Raw genomic sequence first — 25,641 nt, 5'->3', positions numbered from 1 at the left:
TTTTACTGCTTGCACTGCACCGCTTGTGAAACCGGAACCATTCGTGGAATGGTTCCGGTGATCTCTCTCACCTGATCAAGCGGTTGATACTGCTTTTTCGGTTTTACTTTTTTGTGCTTTGCCAGCACTATTTCTTGTACTTTTTCAGTACTGTTTTTTTGCCGTCGATGCAGCTTTTTAAATTACTTGCCAGTCTTGTAAGTTTCAGCCGCTTTCAGGATTTCTGCACGCGCTTCTTCCAAATCACCCCAGCCAGCGACTTTTACCCACTTGCCTTTTTCCAGGTCTTTGTAGTGTTCGAAGAAGTGTTCGATTTGTTTCAGGGTAATTTCCGGCAAATCGCTCAGGGTTTTTACATTGCTGTAAATGGTGGTGAGCTTATCGTGCGGAACGGCAACGATTTTTGCATCTTCGCCCGCTTCGTCAGTCATCTTCAATACGCCCAGTGGACGGCAGCGAATAACTGAACCGGCTTGTACTGGTTGTGGGAATACCACCAATACGTCAGCTGCATCGCCATCACCGCACAGGGTATTAGGGATGTAACCGTAGTTGCATGGGTAGTACATGGCGGTGCTAACCAAACGGTCAACAAACAGCGAATTGCTGTCTTTGTCGATCTCGTATTTGATACCGGAATTCATCGGGATTTCGATAACTACGTTAAAGTCGTCGGGCAGGCTTTTGCCGGCAGGGACAAGTTCAAAACTCATGGTGTGTTCCTGGGGTCTATGGTTGAAGGTAATTGGTTATGAATTACAGTTATTGACTATTAATTAATAGAGCTGATAGGCGGCGGATTCTACCACAACAAAAAGACTGCGATAGCAGCGACTGCCGCTGTCGCCAGGATCAGCGCTAGCCAGGCTTTGCGGCGATTCTGGTGCAAATTCGGTTCGATACGATTACCCGGTGATGTAGGGCGCGTTTTCCAGCGTTTGGGTTCACTGCTGGGGAGTTTGCGCTCAACGGGTTTGCTCAGTTCGTCGATAGGTTTGCGGATGCGGGTTTTGTTGTCTTCGATATCGGGGGCAACGATGCGGAACGTGTATACGTCCAGGCGCAGGCGGTCGCCATTGTTGGCGGTGGTGTTATCAACGCGCAATTCATTTAGAAAAGTGCCATTGGCCGAACCTAAATCCTTAATGCGGAGATGGTTACCTTCAATGCTGATTTCGGTGTGGCGGCGCGACAAATGGGTTCCGGGGATAACAATATCGCACTGGTTGCCGCGCCCGATAACCATGCTGTGCTCAGGTGATAAGATAAAATGCTTGCCCGCCAACCAGCTGCTGTCCGAGACGAGGCGCCAGGGAGCGACATAGGCGTCTTTGGATTTATCGGGCAGGCTGCGGGGGTCGAGAACGATAATTTCAGTGTTGCCGAGTTTGATAATATCGCCTGGCAGGATTTCTTTTTGAGTGACACGTTGGCCATTAATAAAACAGCCGCTGCTGCTGTTATGGTCTTTGAGAAAATATTTAGTGTTTTCCTGGACGACCTTGGCGTGCAGTGGATCTATGCCTTCTTCATCAATAACCAGATGGTTGTCGGCTGCCCTGCCTATCGAGAAGAGCTTCTCAACTACCCACACAGGCGGGCGTCGATTGTCCTTAAAATGAAGTTTGAGCATGGCAGATTCCGTATTTTTGTCGTCTAAAACGTTATTTATGCAACTATCTACCCTGAATTTGCCTATTTTTGGCGCCGATCCTGTGATCTTAATGACCTTATCATCGAATTCTATTAACTCATAATCCAAAGGGCAATCATATGGCCGATATTACCGGGCAATCGTCTCAATCAACACCCATGCCGGAACTTCCACAGGTAAAGAATAAGGTGGTAATCCACTACTGCAACATGTGCCGCTGGATGCTCCGTTCGGCTTGGTTGGCGCAGGAGTTATTGAGTACATTTGATGGCGAATTGGATGAGGTTGCCTTACATCCGGGTACTGGTGGAGTTTTTCATGTTTGGCTTAATGGGGAATTGATCTGGGACAGGGTTGGCGATGGCGGTTTCCCTGAAGCCAAGGAACTAAAGCAACGCGTGCGCGATCTACTTTGCCCGGAACGCTCGCTTGGCCACAGCGATGGCCATAACAAAGCGGACTGACTTTTGTAACAAATCGTTTCTGAACAGGTTAGTTATTGGCCTTTTTACTGTTTTAAGTGGGGGTGGCTGGCATAATGGCGCCTGTCCTCCCGTCCCGGGTTATTGACGGCAATCTTGGGTTGATAAAGGTTGTTGCCCAGGGAACATTCACCAACCGGATTTATTCATGCAGCTACTTTCTCCGTTCTATCGTTTGCTTGACAAATTCTACCGCGCTGTCGTTATCAACCGTCCCTTCCTGATGCTCGCCTTTCTGGGCTTATTGACTGTCCTGGCGATGCTCGCCATGAAAAATATGAAGCTGGATGCGTCCTCCGATTCGCTCACCCTTGAGCACGACACCTCTATCGATTACTACCGTGAAATTTCCAAACGCTACCAAAACGGCGATTTCCTGGTGCTGACCTACACGCCCAAGGTCGATATGTTTTCTGACGAATCGATTGACCTGCTTAAACAGCTGACCGACGAGTTGGAAAAAGTCGATGGTGTGGCCAGCGTTTTCTCCATGATTGATGTTCCCCTGCTATACAGCCCGATGCGCCCGCTGGCTGAGCAAAAAGCCTCGACCCGCACCTTGCTGACACCGGGTGTAGATCGTGCGATGGCCAAGCAGGAGTTTTTAACCAGCCCGATTTATCGCAAAATGTTGCTCAGCACCGATAGCAAAACCTCGGCGATCCTGCTCAATCTTAAAGTCAATAATGAATACATTGAAATGGCGCGTCATCGCGATGCGTTACGTTTAAAGCGTGATACCACCGGCTTAACCGCAGAAGAAACCAAAGAGCTGGAAAAAGTCGCTGCTGATTTCCTTGCGTATCGTACCGAGGCTGCGGTAAGGGATGCTGAGCGCGTAGAAATTGTGCGCGGCATTGTGGCGCGCTACGAAGACAAGGCTGAAATTTTTCTCGGCGGTGTAAGCATGATCACCACTGATATGATCACCTATATCAAAAGCGATTTGGTGGTGTTCGGTGGGGCGTTGATTATATTCATCATTGCAATGCTCGCCTTTTTATTCCGCGAATGGCGCTTTGTTATTTTGCCGCTGTCCGCTTGCCTTATGTCGGTCGTGTTGATGCTCGGCTGGCTCAGTTGGATTGATTGGCGGATGACCGTGATCTCGTCCAACTTTGTGGCCTTGTTATTGATCCTCGTGTTTGCATTTACGATTTATCTCGTCGCGCGCTATCGTGAAATCCAGGCGCAATCACCTGAGCTCGAGCAGTCAGAACTGGTGATGGCGGCAGTGCGGGCGATGGTCGTTCCCTGTTTGTATTCGGCACTTACCGCGATAGTGGCATTTATGTCGCTGGTGGATAGCGGCATTCGTCCGGTAATTGATTTTGGTTGGATGATGACGATTGGATTGGTAGTTGGATTCTTCCTCACTTTCCTTGTTGTACCTGCCGGATTGATGGCGTTGCCAAAAGGCCAACCAAGAATCAGCGCAACCAGTTCATTGCCGATTGCCGGCCAATTTTCACGTTTTACGGAACATCACGGCAGTAAAATTATTGTGGTGGCACTCTTGTTGATTGGATTCAGCGTTTGGGGTGTTAGCAAACTGGAAGTTGAAAACCGCTTTGTTGATTACTTCAAAAGTGATAGTGAAATCCATAAGGGCTTGAGCGTAATTGATCGCCAGTTGGGCGGTACCGTGACACTCGATATTATTCTGGATGCGGAAAAGAATGATGTAAACGTTGTGGCCTCGGGCGCGGCGGAAAGCAGTGAGCCGATAGAAGTAGATGGTGAAGTATTACCGGATGATCCATTTGCCGCCGCTCCGGCTGTTGATAACAGTGAGGCTGCTGCGGGTGAAGAAGATCCTTTTGGGGAATATGATGATGCTTTTGCCGATGACTCTGCTACGGCTAACGCAGAGCCAAGTTACTGGTTTAGTATTGCCGGTCTTGATCAAGTCAAGCAAGTGCACAATTATCTTGAGTCATTACCCGAAGTAGGTAAGGTGCAATCGCTGGCAACGGTTTATCAATTGGCGCATGACATCAACAAAGACAAATTGAATGACTTTGAATTGAATGTGCTGCGCAACATGTTGTCTACCGACATCACCAACTTCCTTATCAAGCCTTATCTGGTGGATGAAAAGCAGCAAACCCGCATTACCTTGCGCGTGATTGAAACTACACCGGATTTAAAGCGCGCGGAATTGGTTGAGCGTATTCGCGCACATATTATTAACGAGATAGGTTTGCAACCGGAGCAGGTACATTTCACCGGCATGTTGATTCTGTACAACAATATGTTGCAGAGTTTATTTGACTCGCAAATTGCCACTATCGGTTTGGTATTTACTTCCATTATGGTGATGATGCTGTTGTTATTCCGCTCGCTCAGCATTGCTTTTACCGCAATCCTGCCAAATATTCTGGCAGCGGGTGTGGTGCTCGGCGCAATGGGTGTAGTGGGAATTCCACTGGATATGATGACGACGACTATCGCAGCGATTGTCGTGGGGGTCGGGGTAGACCAGTCGATCCAATATATTTATCGCTACCGCGATGAATTTAAAGTGGATCACAATTACATCGCCGCAATGCATCGTTCCCATGTGTCTATCGGCAGTGCGATGTACTACACCTCGGTAACCATTGTGGTCGGCTTTTCGATCCTGGTGTTGTCGCAATTTATTCCGACAATTTACTTTGGTGTGCTAACCGCCTTCGCGATGTTTATGGCGGTGGTGGGTTCATTGACTTTACTGCCGAAATTGATTTTATTACTTAAACCTTTTGGGCCAGAAACAAAACCGGTTTGATAAAAGCACAGCAATTTCTCGCAATAAAAAAGGACGCATTCGGCGTCCTTTTTTCGATCCTACGTTTATTGAATATTGATGCTCTTGATTAAAATTTTATCTTTAATTGATGTGTCTGTTGGTGCTTTGGAAATCTGCAGCCCCAAGGTGTCTGTGCCTGTTACGGCATTCCCGCTTGTTACCGTCTCGGTAATAACAAAGTCAGTGCCGGCTGTTACACCTCCCGCAGCGGAAAGTGTTCTATAGCCGCCACCTGCCCCACCATATTTATAGGTACCGCTCGCAACGCCCCAATTAATTTGCAGAATGGCAGTAGCATCAGTTACGTATGACTGTGGAATAGAAAGCGTGTAACTGATTTTTGTGCCCACGGCGATATTAGTTGGCACAGGTAAGGTATAGCGCGCTTCGTATTTGTAATTGGTGGCGGTATTGGCTGACCAATCTACCGGAACCAGATTAATACCGGAACCGGTCGCTGCGTTAAGTTCAATTTGCATCTGGTTAGGGCTACCTCCACCGTTGACTGCCCAACCGGTCACGCTGGTAAATGTATAGGTGGTGCCCGCTTGTGAGGAGGCAGAAGAAGATGCTGCTGAGGACGCCAAGGCACTTGACGGCGCAGAACTGCTGATGGATGAACTCGATTCAACAGAGTTCGCAGCGGAACTAATAACAGACGAACTTGACTCGGCGGAACTGCTGGCCGGGATCGATGAGCTTGCCACCACAATGATCGAACTTTCAGAAGAGCTGCCTGCGGGTGCAACCGAAGAATTGTTTGCTGTGCTGGATACCTCGGCTGCTGAACTTGCCGGCATTGACGAGTCTCCTACCGCCGAGCTTGGTGCCACAGAACCGGGTGCAATACTTGATGCTGCTACAGATGATGCCGGGACAATGGAGCTCAGTGCGGCAGAAGAGTTGTTGGTAGATTTTTTGTTGTCACTACCACCGCAAGCGACCAGCGACGCAGATACGAGAATAATGAGAGGAATATTTTTTAGCATTTTTAAACTCCTGGGATAGGGTAGCCACCAGTGCACGTGGGTTACACGGGCAGCGCGTTCTTGTTTGTGTTAATTGCTGCCACAGGTGCAAGGGCCTGAATTGCAACCATCCGATTTTTTTATTGGTTTATCAAAGTTTGGAGGTCGCACACTTGTATGCTTGCAGCTAAATCAACATAGCATACAAATGTTCATTTTGACCATAAGGTGGAAATATTTTTTCACCAGGAGTATTGGGCTGCAAGAGATAGCGGGAGGTTGGTGTGATAATGTCGGAACGAATGGGCGCACCAGCGTCGCTGACACCAATGCGCCTGTTTACTTGAGGAACTCTACCAATCCATTAGCGATTTTAATTGCGGCGCTAAATCTTTCGCCATGGCCACATGTTGCTCCCTGGTAGGATGTACATCGCTCGCATCACCGGGATAATGAGTTGATGTTACCTGATGCACGCGCGAGTCGTTTACGCGCGAAATCGCCTCGCGGATGTAATCAATCAAGGCTGCTTTTTTCTCACTGTGCAATATCGCCCCTTCCGTTAACGCAATATGTGCATGGGGGTGATTAGCCAGCAATTTATTAATGAGTTTCACATAAGCTGTGACATAGGTTTCGCGCTCGGGAATACCTGGGCTGAAATCATTGGTACCAATCGCACTGACAATTAAATCCGGTTGGTATTGCTTGTGATCCCATTGGTATGTGGAATTGTTGTCACCCACGGCGTACTCATAAAAATCCGTTAAGTTGGCATCATCGGTTTTGCCATTCCAACTGCGAATCAATCCGCGTCCGCCCCAACACACCAGGTTCACTTGTGCATTAAGCGCCTTTGCGGTGAGCATGCCGTAAGATTCGCGCGCGTTCCACCAGCGTGTATTTTTTTCCTCGCCAGCAATGCGATCAATTGCTTCACCACAGGTGACTGAATCACCCAGCACCAGTATTTTGCGTTTTGGTAATTTGGGTGCAGCGAAAAAGCCTCCACTTGTTACTGAAAACTCCTTGAGCGTTACATTGCCATGCCAATTCTCCGAGCGATGCACAATCTCTACGCGATGTTTGGCAGCGTTAGAAAAATTAAATAACTCGATCTCGGTGGATTGTTGCGGAACTTTGATTGTTTGCGGGGAGCCGCCATCGACAATCACATCAATCCAGGAATTGCCTGTGCTGCTTTGCAAGTTGGCACTCAGTTTTGTGCCTTCTACTTCAGTAATAAACGTAACACCGGGAAAGCCAAAGGTTTGGCTTTTGTCATCGTTGGTATGCGTGCGGCCCATGCGCGTAATTAAACTGTCACTGGCGGCGATATGAGTGGTTGTAGGCGGTGGTGGTGCAGTGGTGCAAGCGCTAAGATTTAACATGATGGCGGTCAATAATGTGCAAGTAGATAATAATCTGTTCATGGGTGTTTATCCCTCCAGCAAAACAAAAAGCGCAATCTGTATTGCGCTTTCAGGGAAATAATCAGGGTTTTAGTAATGCCTCAATATCGGGTGTCATTGCATTGGCCCAAATCTCATAACCTTTCGGGGTTGGATGCAAAAAGTCTTTCATGATGTCTGGTGAAATGCTGCCATCTTTTGCCAGCAATAAGGGGCCGTAATCTTTAAAGAAAATAGTTTTGTTGTTGCCGAGTTTACCAATGATTTTATTTAACTGGTTAACTTTGGCGCGATTGGGGGATTTTGCATCCTGATCAAACGGAAATACGGCGTTCAATAAAATTTTGCTGTCAGGCCAAGCCAGTTGCAATTGCTGCACTACGCGTGTCACGCCATCAGCTGCTTGTTCAGGTGATTCCTGCAATCCACCTACGTTGTTCACGCCAATTAACAATACAATTAATTTGGGTTGTAAATTTCCCACTGCGCCGTGTTGCAAGCGCCAGAGTACATTGCCGGTGTTATCGCCGCCGATACCAAAGTTGGCGGCGTTAAGGGGTTGGAAATTTTTCTCCCATATTTGCCAATCCCAACCGGCAGTAATCGAATCGCCAACAAACAATACATCGACTTGATCATATTGGGCGACCAGCACATCTTCAGCGTGCATTTTGTCCCAGGTGGCGACTGACATCCACGGATATTCAATGTTACGTTTTGTTGGCGTGATGCCGTTAGGCGGGATGGGCAATAAAGCGCTGCTTAATTGGCAGGCAGCGGCAAGGACGATGCCGGAACAAAAGCGAACCAGGTGTTTGTGGTGCAAAATCATTGTAATTATTCCTGCTCAATAGTGATTGGAAAATTACTGCCGCACTGTTTATGGCTTATAGCCTATAACGATGTGACAGAACTGTATTGCAGGCCGTATGTTTTTTATTGCATGCACATAAGTGTGCTTATTGTTAATTTTTCAGGCTTAACCTTTCGTTTTGTACATTCAAACTTTGTACTCCCGCGATATTTAAAATCAAATCGAGTAGCTCATCCCAGGGTTCGGCATTGCGCATGCCTTTTACCGCTTTGTCGATGCCGTTGGCTTTGCGCAATAGCTGCTGCAGTTGTGCGGGTTTTAGTCGGCGCAGTGCCGTTTGTATCAACGGCTGGCGTTTGTCCCACACGCCGGCTTGCTTGGCGGCCCATTCGAAATGTTTGCCTTGTGCAACCGCTTGCGAGATTTGGATGAGTGCACGGATCTCGCGTGTCACCGCCCAGAGAACATTAATCGGTTCGGTGCCTTCGGTTTTTAAACCTTGCAGTGTGCGCACTGCCGCACGTGCGTCGCCGTGCAGGGCTTTGTCGGTGAGGCCGAAGACATCGTAGCGTGCGCTGTCGGCGACAACGGAAGCCATTAATTCATAGCTGATACGGTTGTCGTGGGCGAGCAGTTTTAATTTTTCAATTTCCTGTGCGGCGGCGAGTAAATTGCCTTCAATACGCGAGGCGAGCAAATCAATCGCATCGCTCTCGGCTTGCAAGCCGGATTGTTGCAGGCGCACACCGATCCAGCGTGGCAATTGTGCCGGAGTGACTGGCCAGATTTGGATGTGCTGGCCGGCATCTTCAATCGCTTTAAACCACTTGCTTTTTTGCGTAGCGCCGTCGAGTTTTTCGGTGACGATTAATAACAAATTATCGGGAGCTGGTGATTGCGCATATTCTTGCAGCACTTTGCCACCTTTGTCACCCGGTTTACCCGTGGGCATACGCAATTCGATAATTTTTTTCTCGGCGAAAAGCGAAAGACTGTTGGCGGCAGCGAGTAATTGCCCCCAATCAAAACCGGTGTCGGCATGATACAACTCGCGCTCGCTGAAACCGTTTTTGCGTGCGGCGGCACGAATCTGGTCGCAACATTCCTGGATCAATAATGGTTCATCACCCGACACCAGATAAATTTGCGTCAGCGATTTGGTGAGGGCGGCGGCTAATTGTTCGGCGCGGAGCTTGGGCATTTTATTGCACTGCAGCCGGTGCAGGTTTTGCGCTGAGGTTTTTTACGCGGCGCAAAATAGTTTGTGCGAGTTCGCGACGCATTTCACGCAGCACCAGCTCTTCTTCCTGCGCAGCGCTGTTGGCGTTGTTGACATTGTAATTGTAAGTGCGCGAAACACGTGCGCTGGTGTCGAGCGGGGTAATAACCACACCGGCATGGCTGATGCGGTAATCGACGCGCAGGATAAGTTCATACGCGCTGGTCAATGCGTCGCTGCCGACACCAGCGGTGCGCTTATCCACTATTTCACGGTCGAGGCTGAGGGTGAAACTGTTGGGTGATTCAGTTATCTCATTGATCTTGTAGGCCTGCAGCGATTGGCGTAGCGCATTCACCAGTGGGCTGTAGTTGTCTTTGGTGGTAATTACTAAATCCAACGGGGTGGTCATGGCGAGTTTGTCGTCACCGCCGGCGGTGCCACGCAAGTGCCAGCCGCAGGCGGAGAGTGTAAGAAGTAAAACGCTGACGATAATTTTTTTCATAACACTCTCAATGCTGATTTATCTCGTTCCCAAACTCTGCTTTAAAAGCCACATGCGCAGATGAATGAAACGTGGTGGTGTGCTCTCGCAATGCCGATGAATAAAGTATCGTTATTAGCGAGATATACACTCCCAAGCGATGCTTGGGAGCGAGGAATAACCATTAATTGGCAACAATATTTACCAGCTTGTTAGGAATCACAATAACTTTGCGTACGGTGATGCCTTCAAGGAAGCGCTGCACATTTTCCTGTTCGAGTGCGTCGGCTTCGAGCTGTTCTTTCGGCGCATCAATTGCGACATCCAATTTGCCACGCAGTTTCCCATTCACTTGAATAACCACTTCAACAGTTGAACGAGTCAATGCGCTTTCATCGAGTGTCGGCCATTTCTCATTGAGCGGAATGCTCTTGTGGCCGAGCGCTTGCCAGAGTGAATGGCTGATATGCGGCACGATTGGTGCGAGCAACAAAATCGCCGCTTCCAGCGCTTCGCGTTCAACAGCTAATCCGAGTGGATTGGCACGGTCGGCGAGTTTGCTGGTTTCGTTGAGCAATTCCATGGTCGCGGCAATTGCGGTGTTAAAGGTTTGGCGACGGCCGTAGTCATCGCTGACTTTCTGGATAGTCTCGTGCGTTTTTCTACGCAAATCTTTTTGCGCTTGGGGTAAATCGGCGACTACCAATTTGCCCGGCGTACCGGCGTTAATGTGGCTTTCAACGGCTTTCCACAAACGACGCAGGAAGCGATTGGCACCTTCCACTCCGGAGTCGCTCCATTCCATGCTCTGTTCCGGTGGAGCGGCAAACATGGAGAAGAGACGGACGGTATCGGCGCCGTATTGGTTGATCAACTCTTCCGGGTCAACGGTATTGCCCTTGGACTTGCTCATCTTGGTGCCGTCTTTCAGCACCATGCCCTGGCAGAGCAGGCGCTCGAAGGGTTCGTCGCAGCTCACCAGGCCTTCGTCGCGCATCAATTTGTGGAAGAAGCGCGAGTAGAGCAAATGGAGGATGGCGTGTTCGATGCCACCTACGTATTGATCCACCGGCAGCCAGTAATCAGCTGCGGCTTTGTCGAGCATGCCACCTTCAAAGTTCGGGCAGGTATAGCGCGCGTAGTACCAACTGGATTCCATAAAGGTATCGAAAGTATCGGTTTCGCGTTCAACCGCTTTGCCATCCAACTCGGCTTTACGCCACTCGGGATCGGCTTTGATCGGCGAGTGAACGCCGTTCATCACGACATCTTCCGGCAGCAACACGGGAAGTTTGTGTGCGGGTACGGGAATTTCACCGCCGTCTGGCAGGTTGAACATGGGGATAGGTGCACCCCAGTAACGCTGGCGGGATACACCCCAGTCGCGCAGACGGTAGTTGGTTTTGACCTGGCCTTTGTGGGCCATTTCCAGGGTGCTGGCGATAGCATCAAAGGCGGCGTTGAAATCCAGGCCGTCGTACTCCCCGGAATTGACCAGCACACCTTTTTCGGTAAAGGCGGCTTTGGCCAGATCAATCGCTTCGCCATTCTGCGGTGCGATAACCTGGGAGATCGCAAGATTATACTTTTGCGCAAATTCATAATCGCGCTGGTCGTGCGCCGGCACTGCCATCACTGCGCCTGAGCCGTAATCCATCAACACATAGTTGGCGATCCACACTGAAACCGGCTCGCCGGTAATCGGGTGCAGGGCTTTGATGCCGGTGTCGATGCCGCGTTTTTCCATGGTCGCCATATCGGCTTCCGCGACTGATTGCACCTTGCATTCAGCGATAAATTGTGCGAGAGCCGGATTCTTCCCCGCCAACAATTTGGATATTGGATGCTCGGCCGCGAGGCTCACGTAAGTTACGCCCATGATGGTATCGGGGCGGGTGGTGTAGATATCAAAGCCGGTGAATTCGCCTACCGGTGAAGCCAAATCAAAATGCATTTCCAGGCCGCGACTTTTGCCGATCCAGTTGCGCTGCATGGTTTTGACTTGCTCTGGCCAGTTGGGCAGCTTGTCCAGATCGCTCAACAATTCTTCAGCGTAAGCGGTGATTTTGATAAACCACTGCGGAATCTCTTTGCGTTCAACCAAGGCGCCCGAACGCCAGCCGCGTCCGTCGATTACCTGCTCATTGGCGAGTACAGTGTGATCTACCGGGTCCCAGTTCACTGTCGCCATGCGCTTGTAAACCAGCCCTTTTTCGTAAAGACGGGTAAAGAACCACTGCTCCCATTTGTAGTATTCGGGTTTGCAGGTGGTCAGTTCGCGCGACCAATCGAAGCCAAAACCAAGTTGTTTCAACTGGCTGCGCATATGGTCGGTGTTGGAGTAAGTCCATGCTGCTGGCGCTGTCTGGCGTTGCAATGCGGCGTTTTCCGCGGGCAGGCCGAAAGCGTCCCAACCCATTGGATGCAATACGTTTTTACCCTGCATGCGCTGGTAACGGGCGATCACATCGGTGATGGTGTAGTTGCGCACGTGCCCCATGTGTAGCTTGCCGCTCGGATAGGGAAACATCGCCAGGCAATAGAACTTTTCTTTGCTGCGATCCTCAATAACCTTGAAGCTTTGATGTTCTTCCCAGTACTGTTGGGCTTGGGCTTCAACTTCGGCGGGAGTGTATTGATCTTGCATGGGGCGCTCTTGCATTGATTGTACGGCCTATACTTAGGTTGGATTTTTACCAAATGGAGTGGTGAAAGGCGGTGATTATAGAGGCTGTACCGCCTGCTGGGTACAACTATATCGATTGATTTATCTCGATTATTACGTGTTTCAGAACGTGTTCCTTAGATCCCTTTACGGCGAGCTGCTCAGGAGAATTTGCCATGAAACCTACCAATAATTCCAATTCAAAACCGCTCGATAATCCCTATCACACCCACCAAATCAACTTGCCTCTCAACCCGGATGAAACCAGCGCGCTCGGAACCTTGCGCGGTGGAATCGAGCATGAGGTAGAGGATCTGGTCAAGCTCGAACTGACCGCGGAGCAGATGGTGGGCGATGAGGTTCGCCTTGCGCGCGAATATGTAGCTGAAGATACCGGCCATTTCTGGCATGACATCAAGCAAGGGTTCATCGATTGGGAGTTGGCGACCAGCCAGTTGCTGCTGAGCGCTGCCGATCCTACCCGCGTTGAGTGGCAGGAAAACCAATGGTGGGGTGATGAAGAATCGCAGTTGCGGCACTAGGTTGCCATAGCCGTTGCCGGGCTACATTTATCAGATAAGTTTGCTAAGCTCGCTCGTCTGACCTTTTATATAAAAAACTGAAGGGTTATATAAAAACTAACGAGCGAGAATCGCCATGCCTTTTATATTGCGTCACACAGTTTGTGTGCTTGCTTTGCTTTTATCCTGCTTGCCTGTTCCCGGAGTTGCCGATCCCGTGTCTAAACTACTACCTGTTGACCCTATTTATCTCTGGGCTGACAAGCCATTGGTGTCGCCTGATCGCGAGCATATAAAAGACCAGCGTGTGTACGCGGTGGATAACCCCGCAATGATTCCCTATTGGCCGGCGGCTGAAAAAGCCAATGGCACAGCGGTAGTGGTTTTCCCGGGCGGTGGTTACGTGCGTCTGGCGATTGACCACGAGGGGCACGATATCGCCAAGTGGTTTGTCGAGCGTGGGGTTGCGGCTTTTGTGGTTAAGTATCGGATGCAGGAGCACGGTTTTCCCGCGCCCTTGCTGGATGGCCTGCGCGCTGTGCGCCTGGTGCGCAAAAATGCGCAACACTGGGGAATTGATCCCGCCAAAATCGGTGTTATCGGTTTCTCGGCCGGTGGCCATTTGGCGGCAAGTATCGCCACTCGCTCTGACTTCAGTTTTACCCTGGATGACCCGCTGGGCGCTATCAGCCCCCGCCCGGATTTTGCGATCCTGGGTTACCCGGTTATCGCCCTTTATGGCCCTGATGCACATGCGGGATCGCGCAAAGCGCTGTTGGGTGAAAATCCCGATCCCCAACTCGTGCATGACAACTCCTTACAATTCCAGGTCAAGGCGAATGTGCCACCGGTGTTTATGTTTCATGGAGTTGGGGATCAGGCGGTGTCCGTCGGTAATAGCCTCGCGTTTTTTAACGAAGTGCAAAAACACAACAAACAATCTGAATTACATATTTATCAAACCGGCATTCATGGCGTGGGGATGATTCAGGGGCAGGGCACTGTTTCGAGTTGGCCGCAAGCACTTGAGTTGTGGTTGCAGGCGGGACATTGGCTTAATCTGTAATGTACCTATAATTACAGGTTGCGTCCTGTTGGACATTTGGCATACAATCGCCGCCCCTGAAAACCGGTATACGACGCTAGTCCCAAATGCCATGGCATATCGCCAAGCTACTTCGTGTCGTCCAAGCCCAAGTAATTGGGTAAAAAGTTTGGAGCAAGTAAATGAGTGCATACGCAATTTTTGAAAGCGGTGGCAAGCAACATCGCGTAGTTGTGGGCGAAACCCTCAAACTCGAAAAAATCGATTTCACCACTGGTGGCGTTGTTGAATTCAACAAAGTGTACCTGGTTGCCAACGGCGCAGACGTCAAGATTGGCGCCCCTGTTGTTGAAGGTGCAACTGTCACTGCTGAAGTGGTTGCTCATGGCCGTGCCGACAAAGTGAAGATCATCAAATTCCGTCGTCGTAAGCACCACATGAAGCGTCAAGGTCATCGTCAGTGGTTCACTGAAGTGAAAATCACTGGTATTAACGGTTAATTGAGGAGGCTAGAAAATGGCTCACAAGAAAGGGGTAGGTAGTTCCCGTAACGGTCGTGATTCAGAAGCGAAACGCCTTGGTGTTAAAGCCTACGGCGGCGAATTGATTTCTGGTGGCAGCATTATTGTTCGTCAACGCGGAACCAAATTCCACGCTGGCGTAAACGTAGGTCTGGGTAAAGACCATACTCTGTTCGCGAAAGTGGACGGTACCGTTAAGTTCGAAATTAAAGGCGCTTTTGGCCGTCAATACGTAAGCATCATTCCTGCTGCTTAATATTGCGCTAAAAAAATAGCCAAGCTTACTGTTTGCAGTGGGCAAATGAAGAACAATAAAAAAGCCCTGTCGTTCACGATAGGGCTTTTTTATATTCAGGATGGCATTTCGCGTGAGTCTTCGCCCGAGTGTTTCGCCTGAAGTGAATATGCAGTAGTTATTGTTTTTTAATTAAGTTTCTTTTTTAGTCCTTCTGGAGTGCGCTGTGAAATTTGTTGATGAAGCCCCAATTCATGTCGAAGCCGGTAAGGGTGGCAACGGATTCATGAGCTTCCGGCGGGAAAAATTTATTTCCAAAGGCGGCCCCGATGGTGGCGACGGCGGCGATGGCGGCAGTGTTTTTCTGGTGGCCGACGAAAACCTCAACACCTTGATCGACTATCGTTTTGTTCCCACCTATCGCGCGGAAAATGGCGAGAAAGGTGGCAGTAAAGATTGCACCGGCGCTAAAGGTGCAGATTTATTTTTACCGGTTCCAGTGGGTACCACAGTTATCGATATCGATACCGAAGAGGTTTTCGGTGATCTGACTGAGCACGGCCAAAAATTAAAAGTGGCGCAGGGTGGTTTCCACGGTTTGGGGAATACCCGTTTTAAAACCAGTACCAACCGCACCCCACGCAAAACCTCTCCGGGTACGGAAGGTGAAATGCGTAACCTCAAGCTTGAATTAAAAGTATTGGCTGATGTCGGTATGCTCGGTTTGCCTAATGCGGGTAAATCCAGTTTCATTCGCGCCGTCAGCTCGGCTAAACCGAAAGTGGCCGATTATCCATTTACCACGCTGGTGCCGAACCTGGGTGTGGTAAAAGTGCAGCAGCACCGCAGTTTTGTTATCGCCGATATTCCCGGCCTGATTGAAGGTGCGGCAGAAGGCGCGGGATTAGGGGTGCGTTTCCTCAAGCATTTAACCCGTTGCCGTGTGCTTATGCATATGGTCGATATGGCGCCGGTAGATGATTCCAATCCTGCCGACAATGTGCGTATCATCGCCAACGAATTGGAAAAATTCAGCCCGACTTTGGCCAAACGTGACCGTTGGTTATTGTTGAATAAAATTGATTTGTTGCCGCCCGATGAAGTCGAAGCACGTTGCCAGGCAGTGATTGATGACCTGGGTTGGACTGGTCCCGTATTCCGCATTTCGGCATTGAATCGCGATGGCACTATGCCACTGGCTGGTAAAGCGATGGCTTTGCTGGAAGAAATTTGGGAAGAAGAAAAATCCAATCCGGAAGTGCGCGAGCGCGAGCTGGAACTGCAAAATCAAATGGCACAGGAAGCGCGTGAGCGTATTGAAGAGTTACGTGAAAGGGCACGCGAAGCGCGCCGTGCACGCGGCGATGCTGAAGATGATAATTTCAATGAAGAAGATTACGACGTTGAAGTTATTTACGTTAATCATTAATTGCTGCTGATCAGTTTCAGCTGCAAAATAGTGTAACCTTACGCCCGGGCTCCGCTCCGGGCGTGTTGCATTAAGAGGCGGGCGTTTTATATTCATAAATCGATTATTTAAAAATTTCATTTATTTATTCTTGAGCGCATCCTATTCATGAGCAAAAGAGACATTATTCCCCACGCTAAACGTTGGGTAGTAAAAATTGGCAGCGCACTCTTAACCAATGATGGTAAAGGCCTGGATGCTGAGGCGATTGCCGGTTGGGTCAAACAAATGGCCGAACTGCGTTTGCGCGGTATCGAATTAGTGCTGGTATCTTCCGGTGCGGTCGCCGCGGGTATGCGTCGTCTGGGTTGGGTTACTCGTCCGACTGAAATCCACCAGTTGCAAGCTGCTGCTGCCGTCGGTCAAATGAGTTTGATCCAAACCTACGAAGTGGAATTCCAACGCTATGGTTTGCTCACGGCGCAAGTATTACTCGATCACGACGACCTCTCTTCACGTCAGCGCTATTTAAATGCGCGTTCCACGCTAAAAACCCTGATCAGTTTTAATGTGGTGCCGGTGATTAACGAGAACGATACCGTTACTACCGAAGAAATCCGTTTTGGCGATAACGATACGCTCGGCGCATTGGTTGCCAATTTACTTGAAGCCGATTTGCTGGTGATTCTCACCGACCAAAAAGGTATGTATGACAGCGATCCGCGCTCGAATCCTGATGCGCAATTGCTGGGTGAAATTGCTGCCGATGATCCTCGCCTCGAACAAATGGCGGGCGGCACTGGCGGTGCTCTGGGTCGTGGCGGAATGATTACCAAAGTGCGTGCTGCCCGTGTTGCGGCGCGTTCGGGCGCCGATACGGTTATCGTCGGTGGCCGCATCGATAATGCATTACTGCGCATTGCCGCGGGCGAAAATCTTGGTACTTTTTTGTGGGCCGAACAGCAACCACAAGCGGCGCGCAAGCGCTGGATCTCTGGCCAATTGCAAACTCGTGGCACTATCGTTTTAGATGAGGGTGCAGCGCGCGTTGTGCGCGAACAAGGCAAAAGTATTTTGCCCGTCGGTGTAAAAGAAGTGCGCGGCGATTTCACCCGCGGTGATATGGTGATTTGTGAAGACTTGGATGGCAAGGAAATCGCACGGGGTTTGATTAACTACCACGCTGACGAGGCGCGCAAAATTATCGGTAAACCCAGTAGCCAAATCGCCGATATTTTAGGTTACCAGGACGATAACGAATTAATCCATCGCGATAATTTGGTGTTGAGTTAATTACCTGCATTGTGTAATGAAAAATAAAAAAGCCCGCGTTAAAAACGCGGGCTTTTTTATTTCTGCAGGTATTAATATTGGCGTTGCGTCGATTTTGCACGCAACATGGCGATAGCAAAGATACCCACTAGCAACAGTACTACACTGGATGGCTCAGGTACAGATACAGCACCTGTGGCTACCTGGATTCCATTGATGTGATCGGCGACCACATTATCGCCATAAGCGTCGCCCAATGAATTGGCGACCAGCGAAAAATTGCCGGTGCCAATTGCAATGGTGTTTAGCAGTACACTGAACAACGTGAATTCGCCAGCTTGTAATAGATCCAAATCCAAAGCGTCATCAAAAGACAATTCCAATAAATTCAACCAACCGGCACCACTGGTTATATCTTGCAAACTGCCAAAACCAGCAAGGTCCAATTGGTTGCCTTTTGCGGAGTCGCCCCAGCTAACGCTGTTGACGCTAAATAAACTGCTATCGAACAGGAAGTTAACATCGTAAACACCGAGAGATGGTGCACTCGCATCATTCAGCCCGCTGATGCGTACGGCTACTTCAAGGCTGTCACCAACATTTACTACTGATTTGTTAGCAACGAGATCAATGCTGATTGCATAGGTATCTACGGAAAATAACAGTGCCAGCGATACCAAAACTTTTCTTAACTGCTTCATAAATTTCTCCTGAAAACCACATTAAATTGTTAGTTGGTTGCACAGCCGGGGCGTGTGCATTGCAAAGTCAGTGCGCGTGCATCGTTGGCATTGATAACGCCATCACCATTCACATCGCGTTGATCAAATGCCGTTGGAGTAATGCCCAGTGCGTTGGCGACCAGTTGTACATCGTGTTTATCCACATCGCCGTCACCATCCAGATCCAGTACCAATTTCAATGAAACTAATAATGGGTCGTGGTCGGATGAGCGATAAGCATCAGGCGAATAGAAATTAAGAATTTGTGCGACCGATTTAAATTCGGTGTTGTAATCCAAACTAATCGGTTCATCGGCGTTGATATGCCAGTCAGCCGCGAATAACACTTGTGGCGTTAACGCAGGGCTTGCGAGGCCGTGATCCAGATAACCTGCCTGGCCGTCAAATACGTAAGAGTAAGTTGCATCGCCGCCGAATTTATTAATAAGGTCGGTGTAACCGGCGTTAAGAATTTGTGCGATAGGATTTTCTTTAGCGTACGCATTTAAATCGCCGATGATTAAATAATCGCGATCATTTACCCCGGTTGGATCGGTATTTAACCAATTGACCAGTGCGGCAGCTGCCTTGGTGCGGGTGATATTGCAATTGCCTTGGCCGTCGCCAATATCCGGATCGCCGATATCATTACAATCCGAACCTTTGGATTTGAAATGGTTGACGACTGCGGTCGCAATTGCACGATTGCTGTTAACACGGAAACTTTGCGCCAGTGCCGGGCGGTTTTTGGTATCGATAAATTGTGAATCGACGCTTGAGTCCAAAATAGCGGTTTTGCCGATTGCGGTTGCTTTGTCACTGCGATAAATAAAACCTACAGCAATTTCATCGGTGCCAATTTTATTCACACCCGGGTTGATATATTTCCATGCGGTGGCGCCAGTCGCGGTATTTAATGCAGTGGCTAATTCAGCGATGGCACTGTTGCTACCATAACCATCATTTTCAATTTCAATTACGCCGATGATATCCGCATCCAAACCGACCAGTGCGCTGACAATCTTGGTTTTCTGCCGCGCAAATTCTGCTGCGGTATTCGCGCCGCGTGCCGTAGGAAAGCCGCCGCCAGTGCCGTTACCATTAAAGAAATTGAGAACATTGAAGCTGGCAATTTTTAAATTTGCTGCCGAATCTGCAACCGGAGCCAATGGGCGTGGATTGCTGTTAATAAATTCCGGAGCGATGGTGGGTAGAATGCGGTAGATACCGAAATCATAAGTGATGACACCGCGCAAATTGGCAACCGTATCGCCACTGCGCAAGGTGTTTTCAGCAGACAATCCCGGAGCAGGAAATATTACCGGATCAGGGTTTTGAATGTTGCTCGCATCGTCCAGCATTAATTTATTCAAATTATTTTGTGCTTGCAGTGCATTGGCCGCAGCGCCAGGTTCCGCAACATTGGTTGGCTGTTGCAAGCGCCCATTGGCAAGCAATACTTGTCCGTAGCGACCGAGTTGATAGGTCTCGTTCACCGTCAGTGTCTGCGCAATCGCGACCGACATTCCTTCGATCGCCTCAAAGGCATCGAGCGAAGTCACTGGCAGTGAAATAGTTGCGGGTATCGGCAGGGTTTGGTTGCTCGCACACACAGTTACGCTGGTGTTGTTGAGTTGGGTTAACTGGAAAGTTTCTGCAACTGTCCCGCGCACGCGCACGCGATCACCTACGGCAACCGGTGTAGTGCTGGCGATATAAATGCCTTCAGAGGTCAAAGGATTATTGTCGCTGTGGCTATCGGCGTCTTGCACAAAAAAGCCGCCGAGTTGATTGGCATTCTGGAAATCAGCAACCACTATGGCCTCAATGCTGATACTGTTACCCACTAACGGACTGCTCGCACCTGCGCCCTGAATTTGCGCGATGCGTGTTGCCGTTTCACCACATTGGCCGCTGCCATTATTGCCGCCGTCATCACCGCCACCGCCATTGCTGCTGCCTTGGTATATGCCCAGGTGATCGAAGGTGTCCTGTGCATAACCTTCCCATTCGATACTCGGGTCAAAACTGTCGCTTGGGTTGGTATCACCGCCGGTGATGGATGTTTTGCGGCGCAAAGTATTGTCTGCCGTGCTGGTAAAACCTGTACCCCACTCAATGCCCGGGTCTACACCAACCTGGCCGATGCTGTCCAAAATGGTATTGCCATTTTTCAACACAATCGCATCGTTGCCATTGAACCAACCGGAGCTATTGGTTTGGTTGGCCTTGGTCAAAATAGTCGCGTTCGCACTGCCGTGCGCAAGCACAAACACGCCATTTGCCGGAATGTTGCCGGTGAGGTTGATGGTCAATCCCGCGCTGTTGCTGCCGTTAAAATACATCTCGACTTTGTAGCCGCTCAAATTAATCGCGCTGGCGCTGCTGTTATAGATTTCCAGCGCTTTGTTATTGCTACTGCCTTCAATGTATTCGGAAAAATACAGGTTGGCGGCGGCGGGCATGGCACTGAAGCAGGTAATAGCAATCGCCAGCAGCAGTGGTTGAGATGTGTATTTCATAAAGGGCTCCCTTGATACCTGGTAGTTTATTGATCTCGGAACGCAGCATAGGTGGGCTTTGTTACGGCGCTGTGGCGGGATTTAGACGGTTTGATGATGTTTTGATGAATACAAGCTCGCAATGGTTAATAAATTGGCTATAGCGAATCGTTCTACAAGGAAATGTAAAGATGGGGAACTTCGCCGGCGTGAGGGCAGTCCGAATTCCTCATCCTTTTTATTGGGCCATTGCTTGATAGGGTTAATTAACTTGAAACGATAACGCTGTGATCTGTACTGTCTGCATCTGTGTAGACAAAGACGCTGTATGGAGGTTTTTTTTCATGAACACCAGAAACGATCTTTTGCTCGATAAGATTGAATTCCGCACTCCCCTCGCCACTGATGGCGATGCACTCAAAGATCTGTTGGCCACTACACCCGTCCTCGACGGCAACTCTGTGCAATGTACGCTCCTGCAATGCGGTCATTTCGCCAGGACCTCAGTGGCTGCCTTTCTGCAAAATCGCCTGGTCGGGTTTGTGTCTGCTTATTATCCGCCTAACGAACAGGGTACTTTATTTGTGTGGCAGGTAGTGGTTGCCCAATCCCTGCGCGATCTCGGATTGGGCAAAAAAATGTTGCATTGGCTAATTGCCCAACCGGCCTGTGAGCAGGCGACCACACTGGTCACTGCCATCGGTATTAAGAATTCAGTCTCCTGGTCCATGTTTGATAGTTTTGCGCGTGATATAGGCGCGCTGCCGATCAAATCTTTCGTTACCCCATTAACCGATAAACAACAAACTACTCCCGACGAATACCTGTTGCGTATTTCCCCTTTACCCAATCGCATCGAGCAAATGGCGGGCAGTCCACTGGAAGGCCTCAAAGCCAGCGGTTCACATATTTCCGCTATGCGCCGCTGGTTGGATTAATCCTCTTCTGATGCGGCGCCAGATTGAATATCCGGCCGCACCCCTGCGACAATTTGTCACTGTGCGTGGCGTGTGAAATCGCCTAAAGTCCCACCTCAAAATGAGATAAAAATTGTGAGGGGCAGGGCAAGTGAGACGCATCAAACTGACATTAATTGTTGCGATGGCAAACCTGGGCTTGGTGGGCGTGGCGAGCGCCCATGACGAAGTCCTCGGGCATGGCAAAAAACCTAAAGTTGAAGAAGTCACTGTCTGGGGTGAGGCGCGCGATAGCTCGCAGTCCGGCTACACCAATCCCACCAGTGTGCTGACGCAGGAAGATATCGTCAGCATCAACGCTACTACCACCGAAGATATCGTTAAGTACGAGCCGAGTATCGTGATTCGCAAGCGTTACATTGGCGATTCCAACGGCACGCTCGGCCTGCGTGGTTCCAACATGTTTGCCACAGCGCGCTCGATGGTATTTGCCGACGGTGTGCCGCTACATTATTTATTGCAAACGCGCTGGAGCGGAGCGCCGCGCTGGACCATGGTGAGCGCGAGTGAAATTGCGCAAGTGGAGATTCTCTACGGGCCTTTCTCGGCCGAATATAGCGGCAATTCCATGGGCGGTGTGGTGTTGATCGAAACTGCAATTCCGCAAGAGCGTGAAGTGCATGTGGATCTGGATTATTTCTCACAAGATTTTAATGCCTACGGTTTTGATGACCGCTTGAGTGGCTACAAAACTTTTGTTTCCTATGGCGATAAATTTGGCGATCTCAGTGTTTATCTTTCTTACAACCATTTAGAAAACGACAGCCAACCGCAATCCTATTATTTTGATGCGCGTACTCCCGCAGCCAATGCAATTCCGGTAAGCGGTGCGGTGGTTGATAAAGATGTATTCGGCAAGCCCGGATATTATTTTGGCGATACCGGCGTCGAGCAAGCGACTACCGATAATTTCAAATTAAAACTCGGTTACGATTTTGAAAACTGGTCGACTTTATTAAATCTCGCTTATGAAGATCGCACTACGCTGCGCGATTCTCCCAATAGTTATATCCGCAATGCAGCGGGCGAAACATTATGGTCAGGTAATTTTAACCAGGACGGCATGGGTATGAACGTGGCTGCCAATCGACTGGGGGTAAGTGATCTTGAGCGCCGCAGTTTATCCACCGGTTTCCGCGTTAAAGGTAACCTCACCGACAGCACCCGCTTTGAAGCGAACATCAGCGACTTCCGTATTTTGGAAGATAACAGCCGCGCATCCAGCCATTCATTGCAAGATCCTTTATTTAAAGGACGCGGACAAACGACGGATTACGAAGATACCGGTTGGCAAACACTGGAAGGAAAGTTTGTGTTTTCCGATCTGGGTGTAAAAGGTTTGGAGTTAATTACCGGTGCGCGCTATGAAGCCTATGAATTAAATATGGATGTATTTAATTCAGCTGATTGGACAAAAGGTGATAACGCTGGCTTCACCAGTCGCAGCGGTGGTGAAACCAATATCAGCGCCGCGTTTGTGCAAATGAATTGGAATATTGATGCGCGCTGGGATCTGGCACTCGGTGGCCGCTATGAGCGCTGGGAAAGTCACGACGGTTATTTCAATAAAGATCTTCCATCTACGCCTGAGTTTGATTTGGTTGATGTACCGCAAGCATCCAGTAATCAATTCTCGCCCAAGTTTTCGCTCGGCTATGTTCCTGCACAAGATTGGTTGGTGCGCTACTCGCTCGCAAAAGCTTATCGCTTTCCGGTAGTGGAAGAACTGTTTATGCAAAGCCAATCCTATTCCACTGTTGTGGAGGCAAAGCCGGATCTCAAACCGGAAAATGGTTTGCACCACAACCTGATGTTGGAAAAGCAATTTACGACTGGCTATATGCGCGTCAATTTATTTACTGAAACAATTCAGGATGCTATCGAATCCCAATCCAATTTATTGCCTGGCGGTGGATCAATAACCACTTTCTCTGCTATCGATGAAGTGAAAACCGACGGTGTTGAATTAATTGTGAATCGCTACGGTGTGCTAGTGCCGGAACTGGATATCCGCTTCAATGTTGCTTACACCAAATCCATTATTGAGGATAACAGCACGGCAGAAGGTGCTAATCCGGCTAACAGTATCGAGGGTAATGACTACCCGCGTATGCCGCGCTGGCGCAGCAATTTAATGACGACTTATCACATGAGTGATCGTTGGGATATCAGTGCGAATGTGCAATATGCGGATAAAAGTTTTGGCCGCTTGGATAATACCGATACCGCAGAAAGTGTGATGGGCGCGCAGGACAGTTACACCCGACTCGGTGTTAAAACAACCTACGATATTAACGATCAAATTGAAGTAGGTTTTGGAATTGATAATGTCACTGATGAAGTCAGTTATGTGGCACACCCATGGCCGGGTAGAACTATGTACCTAAGCTTTTCTTACGATATGTAACTTGCACTGGGTGAGAAAAAAATAATGGCCGATAATCCCTACAACCAAAAAGCCCTGTATCGCACTATCTGGCGCTGGCATTTTTATGCCGGACTTTTTTCTATTCCGTTTGTCATTCTGCTCGCGTTAACCGGGGCGATTTATTTATTCAAACCTTATTACGAGCAATGGCAAGAAAGCCAATTCCATCAGCTGCCAGTGAGTGGTGAGCGATTATCAGCAAACGAGCAAATCCGGGCGGCACTGGATGCCGTGCCCGATGGAAAATTCCTCAGCTATCGCTTACCGCAAGCGACGGATGAATCGGTATTGGTCAATGTACAAGCGCAGGAAAATTGGCAAGTATTTGTAAATCCCTACAGCGGTGAAATTGCGGGCAAGCAGGAAAGCAGTGCGCAGTTGATGAATATCGTCAAAACCATTCATGGCGAATTATTACTGGGCAATATTGGCTCGATATTGGTAGAGCTCGCTGCCTGCTGGGCAATTGTATTAATTGTTACCGGTTTGTACTTGTGGTGGCCGCGTAATGCGCAGGGTATGGCAGGAATTATTTATCCGCGCCTGCGCGATGGCAGCCGCACCTTTTGGCGAGATATTCATGCGGTTACCGGCATCTGGATTTCTGCATTTGCGTTATTTTTATTGGTGACTGGATTACCTTGGGCGCTGGTATGGGGTGGCGCGTTAAAAGAAGTGCGCAGTTTTGAATTGGCGCCAGTGCAGCAGGATTGGACCCAGAGCCGTGCGCAGGAACATCAACATTGGCGCGCACAGGCGAGCGATGTTTTTGATCTCACGCCGGAAATTTTAACCAGTGCTGAAGAATTGAAACTGGCTGCACCGGTGGAATTAAGCATCGCCAATAGTCATCACAACAGTTGGAAAGCCTCATCGCAAAATTCCAATCGTCCGCAGCGTGCAGATGTGTGGATCAGCAGTGATGGCAGTATCGAAAAACGCAGCGGTTTCGCAGAGAAGAAATTATTAGATCGCGCCATTGGTGTTGGAATAGCTGCGCACGAGGGTTATTTATTTGGTTGGTTTAATCTGGTGTTGGGTGTGCTCACTTGCGCGGGCTTAATCCTAATCAGTGTTAGCGGTTTTATTTTGTGGCGTAAACGCAAACCACAATCGACATTGGGCGCACCGCCGGCAATGCCGGCGCGGATTGGTTTTACGGTAGTTGCGATAACCATAGGCCTGGCGTTGTTTTTACCGTTGCTGGCGATTTCGCTGGTTGCATTATTGGCAATTGAATTTTTGCTGCTGCGCCGTGTGGATGGTATTAGCCAGTGGTTGGGTTTAAGTAAATAAAAGCCTGTTGTAATTATTGTTTGGTTAACAAGCCTGGCCACAATTGTTCCCATGTTTTCCAGTTGTGTTTCTCGCATCAAGTGCCGGTTTGATAATATCGGGCGCAACCGCTTGATAATGGTGCGTGCCTGTTAATATTTAAAATGCGCATTCGCCGCAATCCCATCCATATTGGGATATGGATGTTGAATCGTGTCGACAAACGCCATCAATTCACCAGCTCCCC

Annotated in this window: 21 protein-coding genes; 11 read left to right on the top strand and 10 right to left on the bottom strand. The window is 49.3% G+C overall.

From position 1 onward, the window contains the following. Positions 1 to 182: 182 nt before the first annotated feature. Both ppa and AC1RJL_RS13555 read right to left on the bottom strand, forming a co-directional pair. Complete coding sequence (ppa, locus tag AC1RJL_RS13560) at positions 183 to 713, bottom strand: inorganic diphosphatase (protein ID WP_492914891.1); 531 nt, start codon at positions 711 to 713, stop codon at positions 183 to 185. 89 nt (positions 714 to 802) lie between these two features. Then, a complete protein-coding gene (locus tag AC1RJL_RS13555; RefSeq protein WP_492914887.1) occupies positions 803 to 1,633 on the bottom strand; it encodes an FHA domain-containing protein in 831 nt (276 codons plus the stop codon). A gap of 140 nt (positions 1,634 to 1,773) precedes the next feature. Between AC1RJL_RS13555 and AC1RJL_RS13550 the strand changes: the two genes are divergently transcribed. Then, entirely contained in the window at positions 1,774 to 2,118 is a 345-nt protein-coding gene (locus AC1RJL_RS13550) for an Rdx family protein (RefSeq protein WP_492914885.1), read from the top strand. Positions 2,119 to 2,284: 166 nt separating this feature from the next. Next, positions 2,285 to 4,906 (top strand): efflux RND transporter permease subunit, encoded by a 2,622-nt coding sequence (locus AC1RJL_RS13545; RefSeq protein ID WP_492914883.1) that lies wholly within the window; start codon positions 2,285 to 2,287, stop codon positions 4,904 to 4,906. A gap of 65 nt (positions 4,907 to 4,971) precedes the next feature. On the opposite strand, the gene AC1RJL_RS13540 is transcribed toward AC1RJL_RS13545, so the two are convergent. The 6 genes from AC1RJL_RS13540 to leuS form a co-directional block, all read right to left on the bottom strand. Beyond that, positions 4,972 to 5,916, bottom strand: a complete 945-nt coding sequence (locus AC1RJL_RS13540) for a hypothetical protein (protein ID WP_492914881.1) — start codon at positions 5,914 to 5,916, stop codon at positions 4,972 to 4,974. Between the two features lie 332 nt (positions 5,917 to 6,248). Further along, positions 6,249 to 7,328: a bifunctional acetylxylan esterase/glucomannan deacetylase AxeC2 gene (gene axe2C, locus AC1RJL_RS13535; RefSeq protein WP_492914879.1), complete on the bottom strand. Its 1,080-nt coding sequence runs from the start codon at positions 7,326 to 7,328 to the stop codon at positions 6,249 to 6,251. Between the two features lie 61 nt (positions 7,329 to 7,389). After that, positions 7,390 to 8,139 carry a GDSL-type esterase/lipase family protein gene (locus tag AC1RJL_RS13530; protein ID WP_492914877.1) on the bottom strand — a complete coding sequence of 250 codons (750 nt, stop codon included), beginning with the start codon at positions 8,137 to 8,139 and terminating at the stop codon, positions 7,390 to 7,392. Between the two features lie 133 nt (positions 8,140 to 8,272). Further along, positions 8,273 to 9,322 carry a DNA polymerase III subunit delta gene (gene holA, locus AC1RJL_RS13525; protein ID WP_492914875.1) on the bottom strand — a complete coding sequence of 350 codons (1,050 nt, stop codon included), beginning with the start codon at positions 9,320 to 9,322 and terminating at the stop codon, positions 8,273 to 8,275. A 1-nt stretch (position 9,323) separates the two neighbouring features. Next, on the bottom strand, positions 9,324 to 9,845 hold the full coding sequence (locus AC1RJL_RS13520; protein WP_492914873.1) for an LPS-assembly lipoprotein LptE: 522 nt from the start codon (positions 9,843 to 9,845) through the stop codon (positions 9,324 to 9,326). Positions 9,846 to 10,008: 163 nt separating this feature from the next. After that, complete coding sequence (gene leuS / locus AC1RJL_RS13515) at positions 10,009 to 12,471, bottom strand: leucine--tRNA ligase (protein ID WP_492914872.1); 2,463 nt, start codon at positions 12,469 to 12,471, stop codon at positions 10,009 to 10,011. A 194-nt stretch (positions 12,472 to 12,665) separates the two neighbouring features. Here leuS and AC1RJL_RS13510 point away from each other — a divergent pair, with 194 nt between their 5' ends. The 6 genes from AC1RJL_RS13510 to proB all read left to right on the top strand — a co-directional run bounded on the left by AC1RJL_RS13510 (position 12,666) and on the right by proB (position 17,512). Beyond that, positions 12,666 to 13,031 (top strand): zinc ribbon-containing protein, encoded by a 366-nt coding sequence (locus tag AC1RJL_RS13510; protein WP_492914870.1) that lies wholly within the window; start codon positions 12,666 to 12,668, stop codon positions 13,029 to 13,031. A 196-nt stretch (positions 13,032 to 13,227) separates the two neighbouring features. Next, complete coding sequence (locus AC1RJL_RS13505; RefSeq protein ID WP_492914868.1) at positions 13,228 to 14,076, top strand: alpha/beta hydrolase; 849 nt, start codon at positions 13,228 to 13,230, stop codon at positions 14,074 to 14,076. Between the two features lie 161 nt (positions 14,077 to 14,237). After that, positions 14,238 to 14,555 (top strand): 50S ribosomal protein L21, encoded by a 318-nt coding sequence (gene rplU, locus AC1RJL_RS13500; RefSeq protein WP_492914865.1) that lies wholly within the window; start codon positions 14,238 to 14,240, stop codon positions 14,553 to 14,555. 16 nt (positions 14,556 to 14,571) lie between these two features. Then, positions 14,572 to 14,832, top strand: coding sequence for a 50S ribosomal protein L27 (rpmA, locus tag AC1RJL_RS13495; RefSeq protein WP_007640051.1), 261 nt, complete (start codon positions 14,572 to 14,574; stop codon positions 14,830 to 14,832). Between the two features lie 205 nt (positions 14,833 to 15,037). Next, complete coding sequence (cgtA, locus tag AC1RJL_RS13490; RefSeq protein ID WP_492914862.1) at positions 15,038 to 16,240, top strand: Obg family GTPase CgtA; 1,203 nt, start codon at positions 15,038 to 15,040, stop codon at positions 16,238 to 16,240. Between the two features lie 147 nt (positions 16,241 to 16,387). Further along, positions 16,388 to 17,512 carry a glutamate 5-kinase gene (proB, locus tag AC1RJL_RS13485; protein ID WP_492914860.1) on the top strand — a complete coding sequence of 375 codons (1,125 nt, stop codon included), beginning with the start codon at positions 16,388 to 16,390 and terminating at the stop codon, positions 17,510 to 17,512. Between the two features lie 71 nt (positions 17,513 to 17,583). Here the strand turns inward: proB and AC1RJL_RS13480 are convergent, their stop codons facing one another. Together AC1RJL_RS13480 and AC1RJL_RS13475 are read right to left on the bottom strand one after the other, a co-directional pair. Beyond that, positions 17,584 to 18,192, bottom strand: a complete 609-nt coding sequence (locus AC1RJL_RS13480; protein ID WP_492914858.1) for a cohesin domain-containing protein — start codon at positions 18,190 to 18,192, stop codon at positions 17,584 to 17,586. Between the two features lie 29 nt (positions 18,193 to 18,221). Beyond that, positions 18,222 to 20,735, bottom strand: a complete 2,514-nt coding sequence (locus AC1RJL_RS13475; RefSeq protein WP_492914856.1) for an ExeM/NucH family extracellular endonuclease — start codon at positions 20,733 to 20,735, stop codon at positions 18,222 to 18,224. Positions 20,736 to 21,058: 323 nt separating this feature from the next. Between AC1RJL_RS13475 and AC1RJL_RS13470 the strand changes: the two genes are divergently transcribed. The 3 genes from AC1RJL_RS13470 to AC1RJL_RS13460 all read left to right on the top strand — a co-directional run bounded on the left by AC1RJL_RS13470 (position 21,059) and on the right by AC1RJL_RS13460 (position 25,415). Further along, positions 21,059 to 21,652, top strand: a complete 594-nt coding sequence (locus AC1RJL_RS13470) for a GNAT family N-acetyltransferase (protein WP_492914854.1) — start codon at positions 21,059 to 21,061, stop codon at positions 21,650 to 21,652. Positions 21,653 to 21,782: 130 nt separating this feature from the next. Continuing rightward, complete coding sequence (locus AC1RJL_RS13465; RefSeq protein WP_492914852.1) at positions 21,783 to 24,098, top strand: TonB-dependent receptor; 2,316 nt, start codon at positions 21,783 to 21,785, stop codon at positions 24,096 to 24,098. 24 nt (positions 24,099 to 24,122) lie between these two features. Beyond that, a complete protein-coding gene (locus tag AC1RJL_RS13460; protein WP_492914850.1) occupies positions 24,123 to 25,415 on the top strand; it encodes a PepSY-associated TM helix domain-containing protein in 1,293 nt (430 codons plus the stop codon). The last annotated feature ends 226 nt before the right edge of the window (positions 25,416 to 25,641 follow it).

Source organism: Cellvibrio sp. GW822-FHT04B05 (assembly GCF_058800985.1).
The sequence above is the reverse complement of the archived record's forward strand: the minus strand, read 5'-3'. Positions and strand labels throughout refer to the sequence as shown.

Excerpts from the sequence above, each read along its gene's own strand:
- AC1RJL_RS13520 (WP_492914873.1), bottom strand. The coding sequence starts at position 9,845 with ATGAAAAAAATTATCGTCAGCGTTTTACTTCTTACACTCTCCGCCTGC.
- axe2C (WP_492914879.1), bottom strand. The coding sequence starts at position 7,328 with ATGAACAGATTATTATCTACTTGCACATTATTGACCGCCATCATGTTA.
- AC1RJL_RS13510 (WP_492914870.1), top strand. The coding sequence starts at position 12,666 with ATGAAACCTACCAATAATTCCAATTCAAAACCGCTCGATAATCCCTAT.
- ppa (WP_492914891.1), bottom strand. The coding sequence starts at position 713 with ATGAGTTTTGAACTTGTCCCTGCCGGCAAAAGCCTGCCCGACGACTTT.
- AC1RJL_RS13475 (WP_492914856.1), bottom strand. The coding sequence starts at position 20,735 with ATGAAATACACATCTCAACCACTGCTGCTGGCGATTGCTATTACCTGC.
- holA (WP_492914875.1), bottom strand. The coding sequence starts at position 9,322 with ATGCCCAAGCTCCGCGCCGAACAATTAGCCGCCGCCCTCACCAAATCG.
- AC1RJL_RS13545 (WP_492914883.1), top strand. The coding sequence starts at position 2,285 with ATGCAGCTACTTTCTCCGTTCTATCGTTTGCTTGACAAATTCTACCGC.
- rpmA (WP_007640051.1), top strand. The coding sequence starts at position 14,572 with ATGGCTCACAAGAAAGGGGTAGGTAGTTCCCGTAACGGTCGTGATTCA.
- proB (WP_492914860.1), top strand. The coding sequence starts at position 16,388 with ATGAGCAAAAGAGACATTATTCCCCACGCTAAACGTTGGGTAGTAAAA.
- AC1RJL_RS13540 (WP_492914881.1), bottom strand. The coding sequence starts at position 5,916 with ATGCTAAAAAATATTCCTCTCATTATTCTCGTATCTGCGTCGCTGGTC.
- leuS (WP_492914872.1), bottom strand. The coding sequence starts at position 12,471 with ATGCAAGATCAATACACTCCCGCCGAAGTTGAAGCCCAAGCCCAACAG.
- AC1RJL_RS13460 (WP_492914850.1), top strand. The coding sequence starts at position 24,123 with ATGGCCGATAATCCCTACAACCAAAAAGCCCTGTATCGCACTATCTGG.
- rplU (WP_492914865.1), top strand. The coding sequence starts at position 14,238 with ATGAGTGCATACGCAATTTTTGAAAGCGGTGGCAAGCAACATCGCGTA.
- AC1RJL_RS13530 (WP_492914877.1), bottom strand. The coding sequence starts at position 8,139 with ATGATTTTGCACCACAAACACCTGGTTCGCTTTTGTTCCGGCATCGTC.
- AC1RJL_RS13470 (WP_492914854.1), top strand. The coding sequence starts at position 21,059 with ATGAACACCAGAAACGATCTTTTGCTCGATAAGATTGAATTCCGCACT.
- AC1RJL_RS13480 (WP_492914858.1), bottom strand. The coding sequence starts at position 18,192 with ATGAAGCAGTTAAGAAAAGTTTTGGTATCGCTGGCACTGTTATTTTCC.
- AC1RJL_RS13555 (WP_492914887.1), bottom strand. The coding sequence starts at position 1,633 with ATGCTCAAACTTCATTTTAAGGACAATCGACGCCCGCCTGTGTGGGTA.
- AC1RJL_RS13550 (WP_492914885.1), top strand. The coding sequence starts at position 1,774 with ATGGCCGATATTACCGGGCAATCGTCTCAATCAACACCCATGCCGGAA.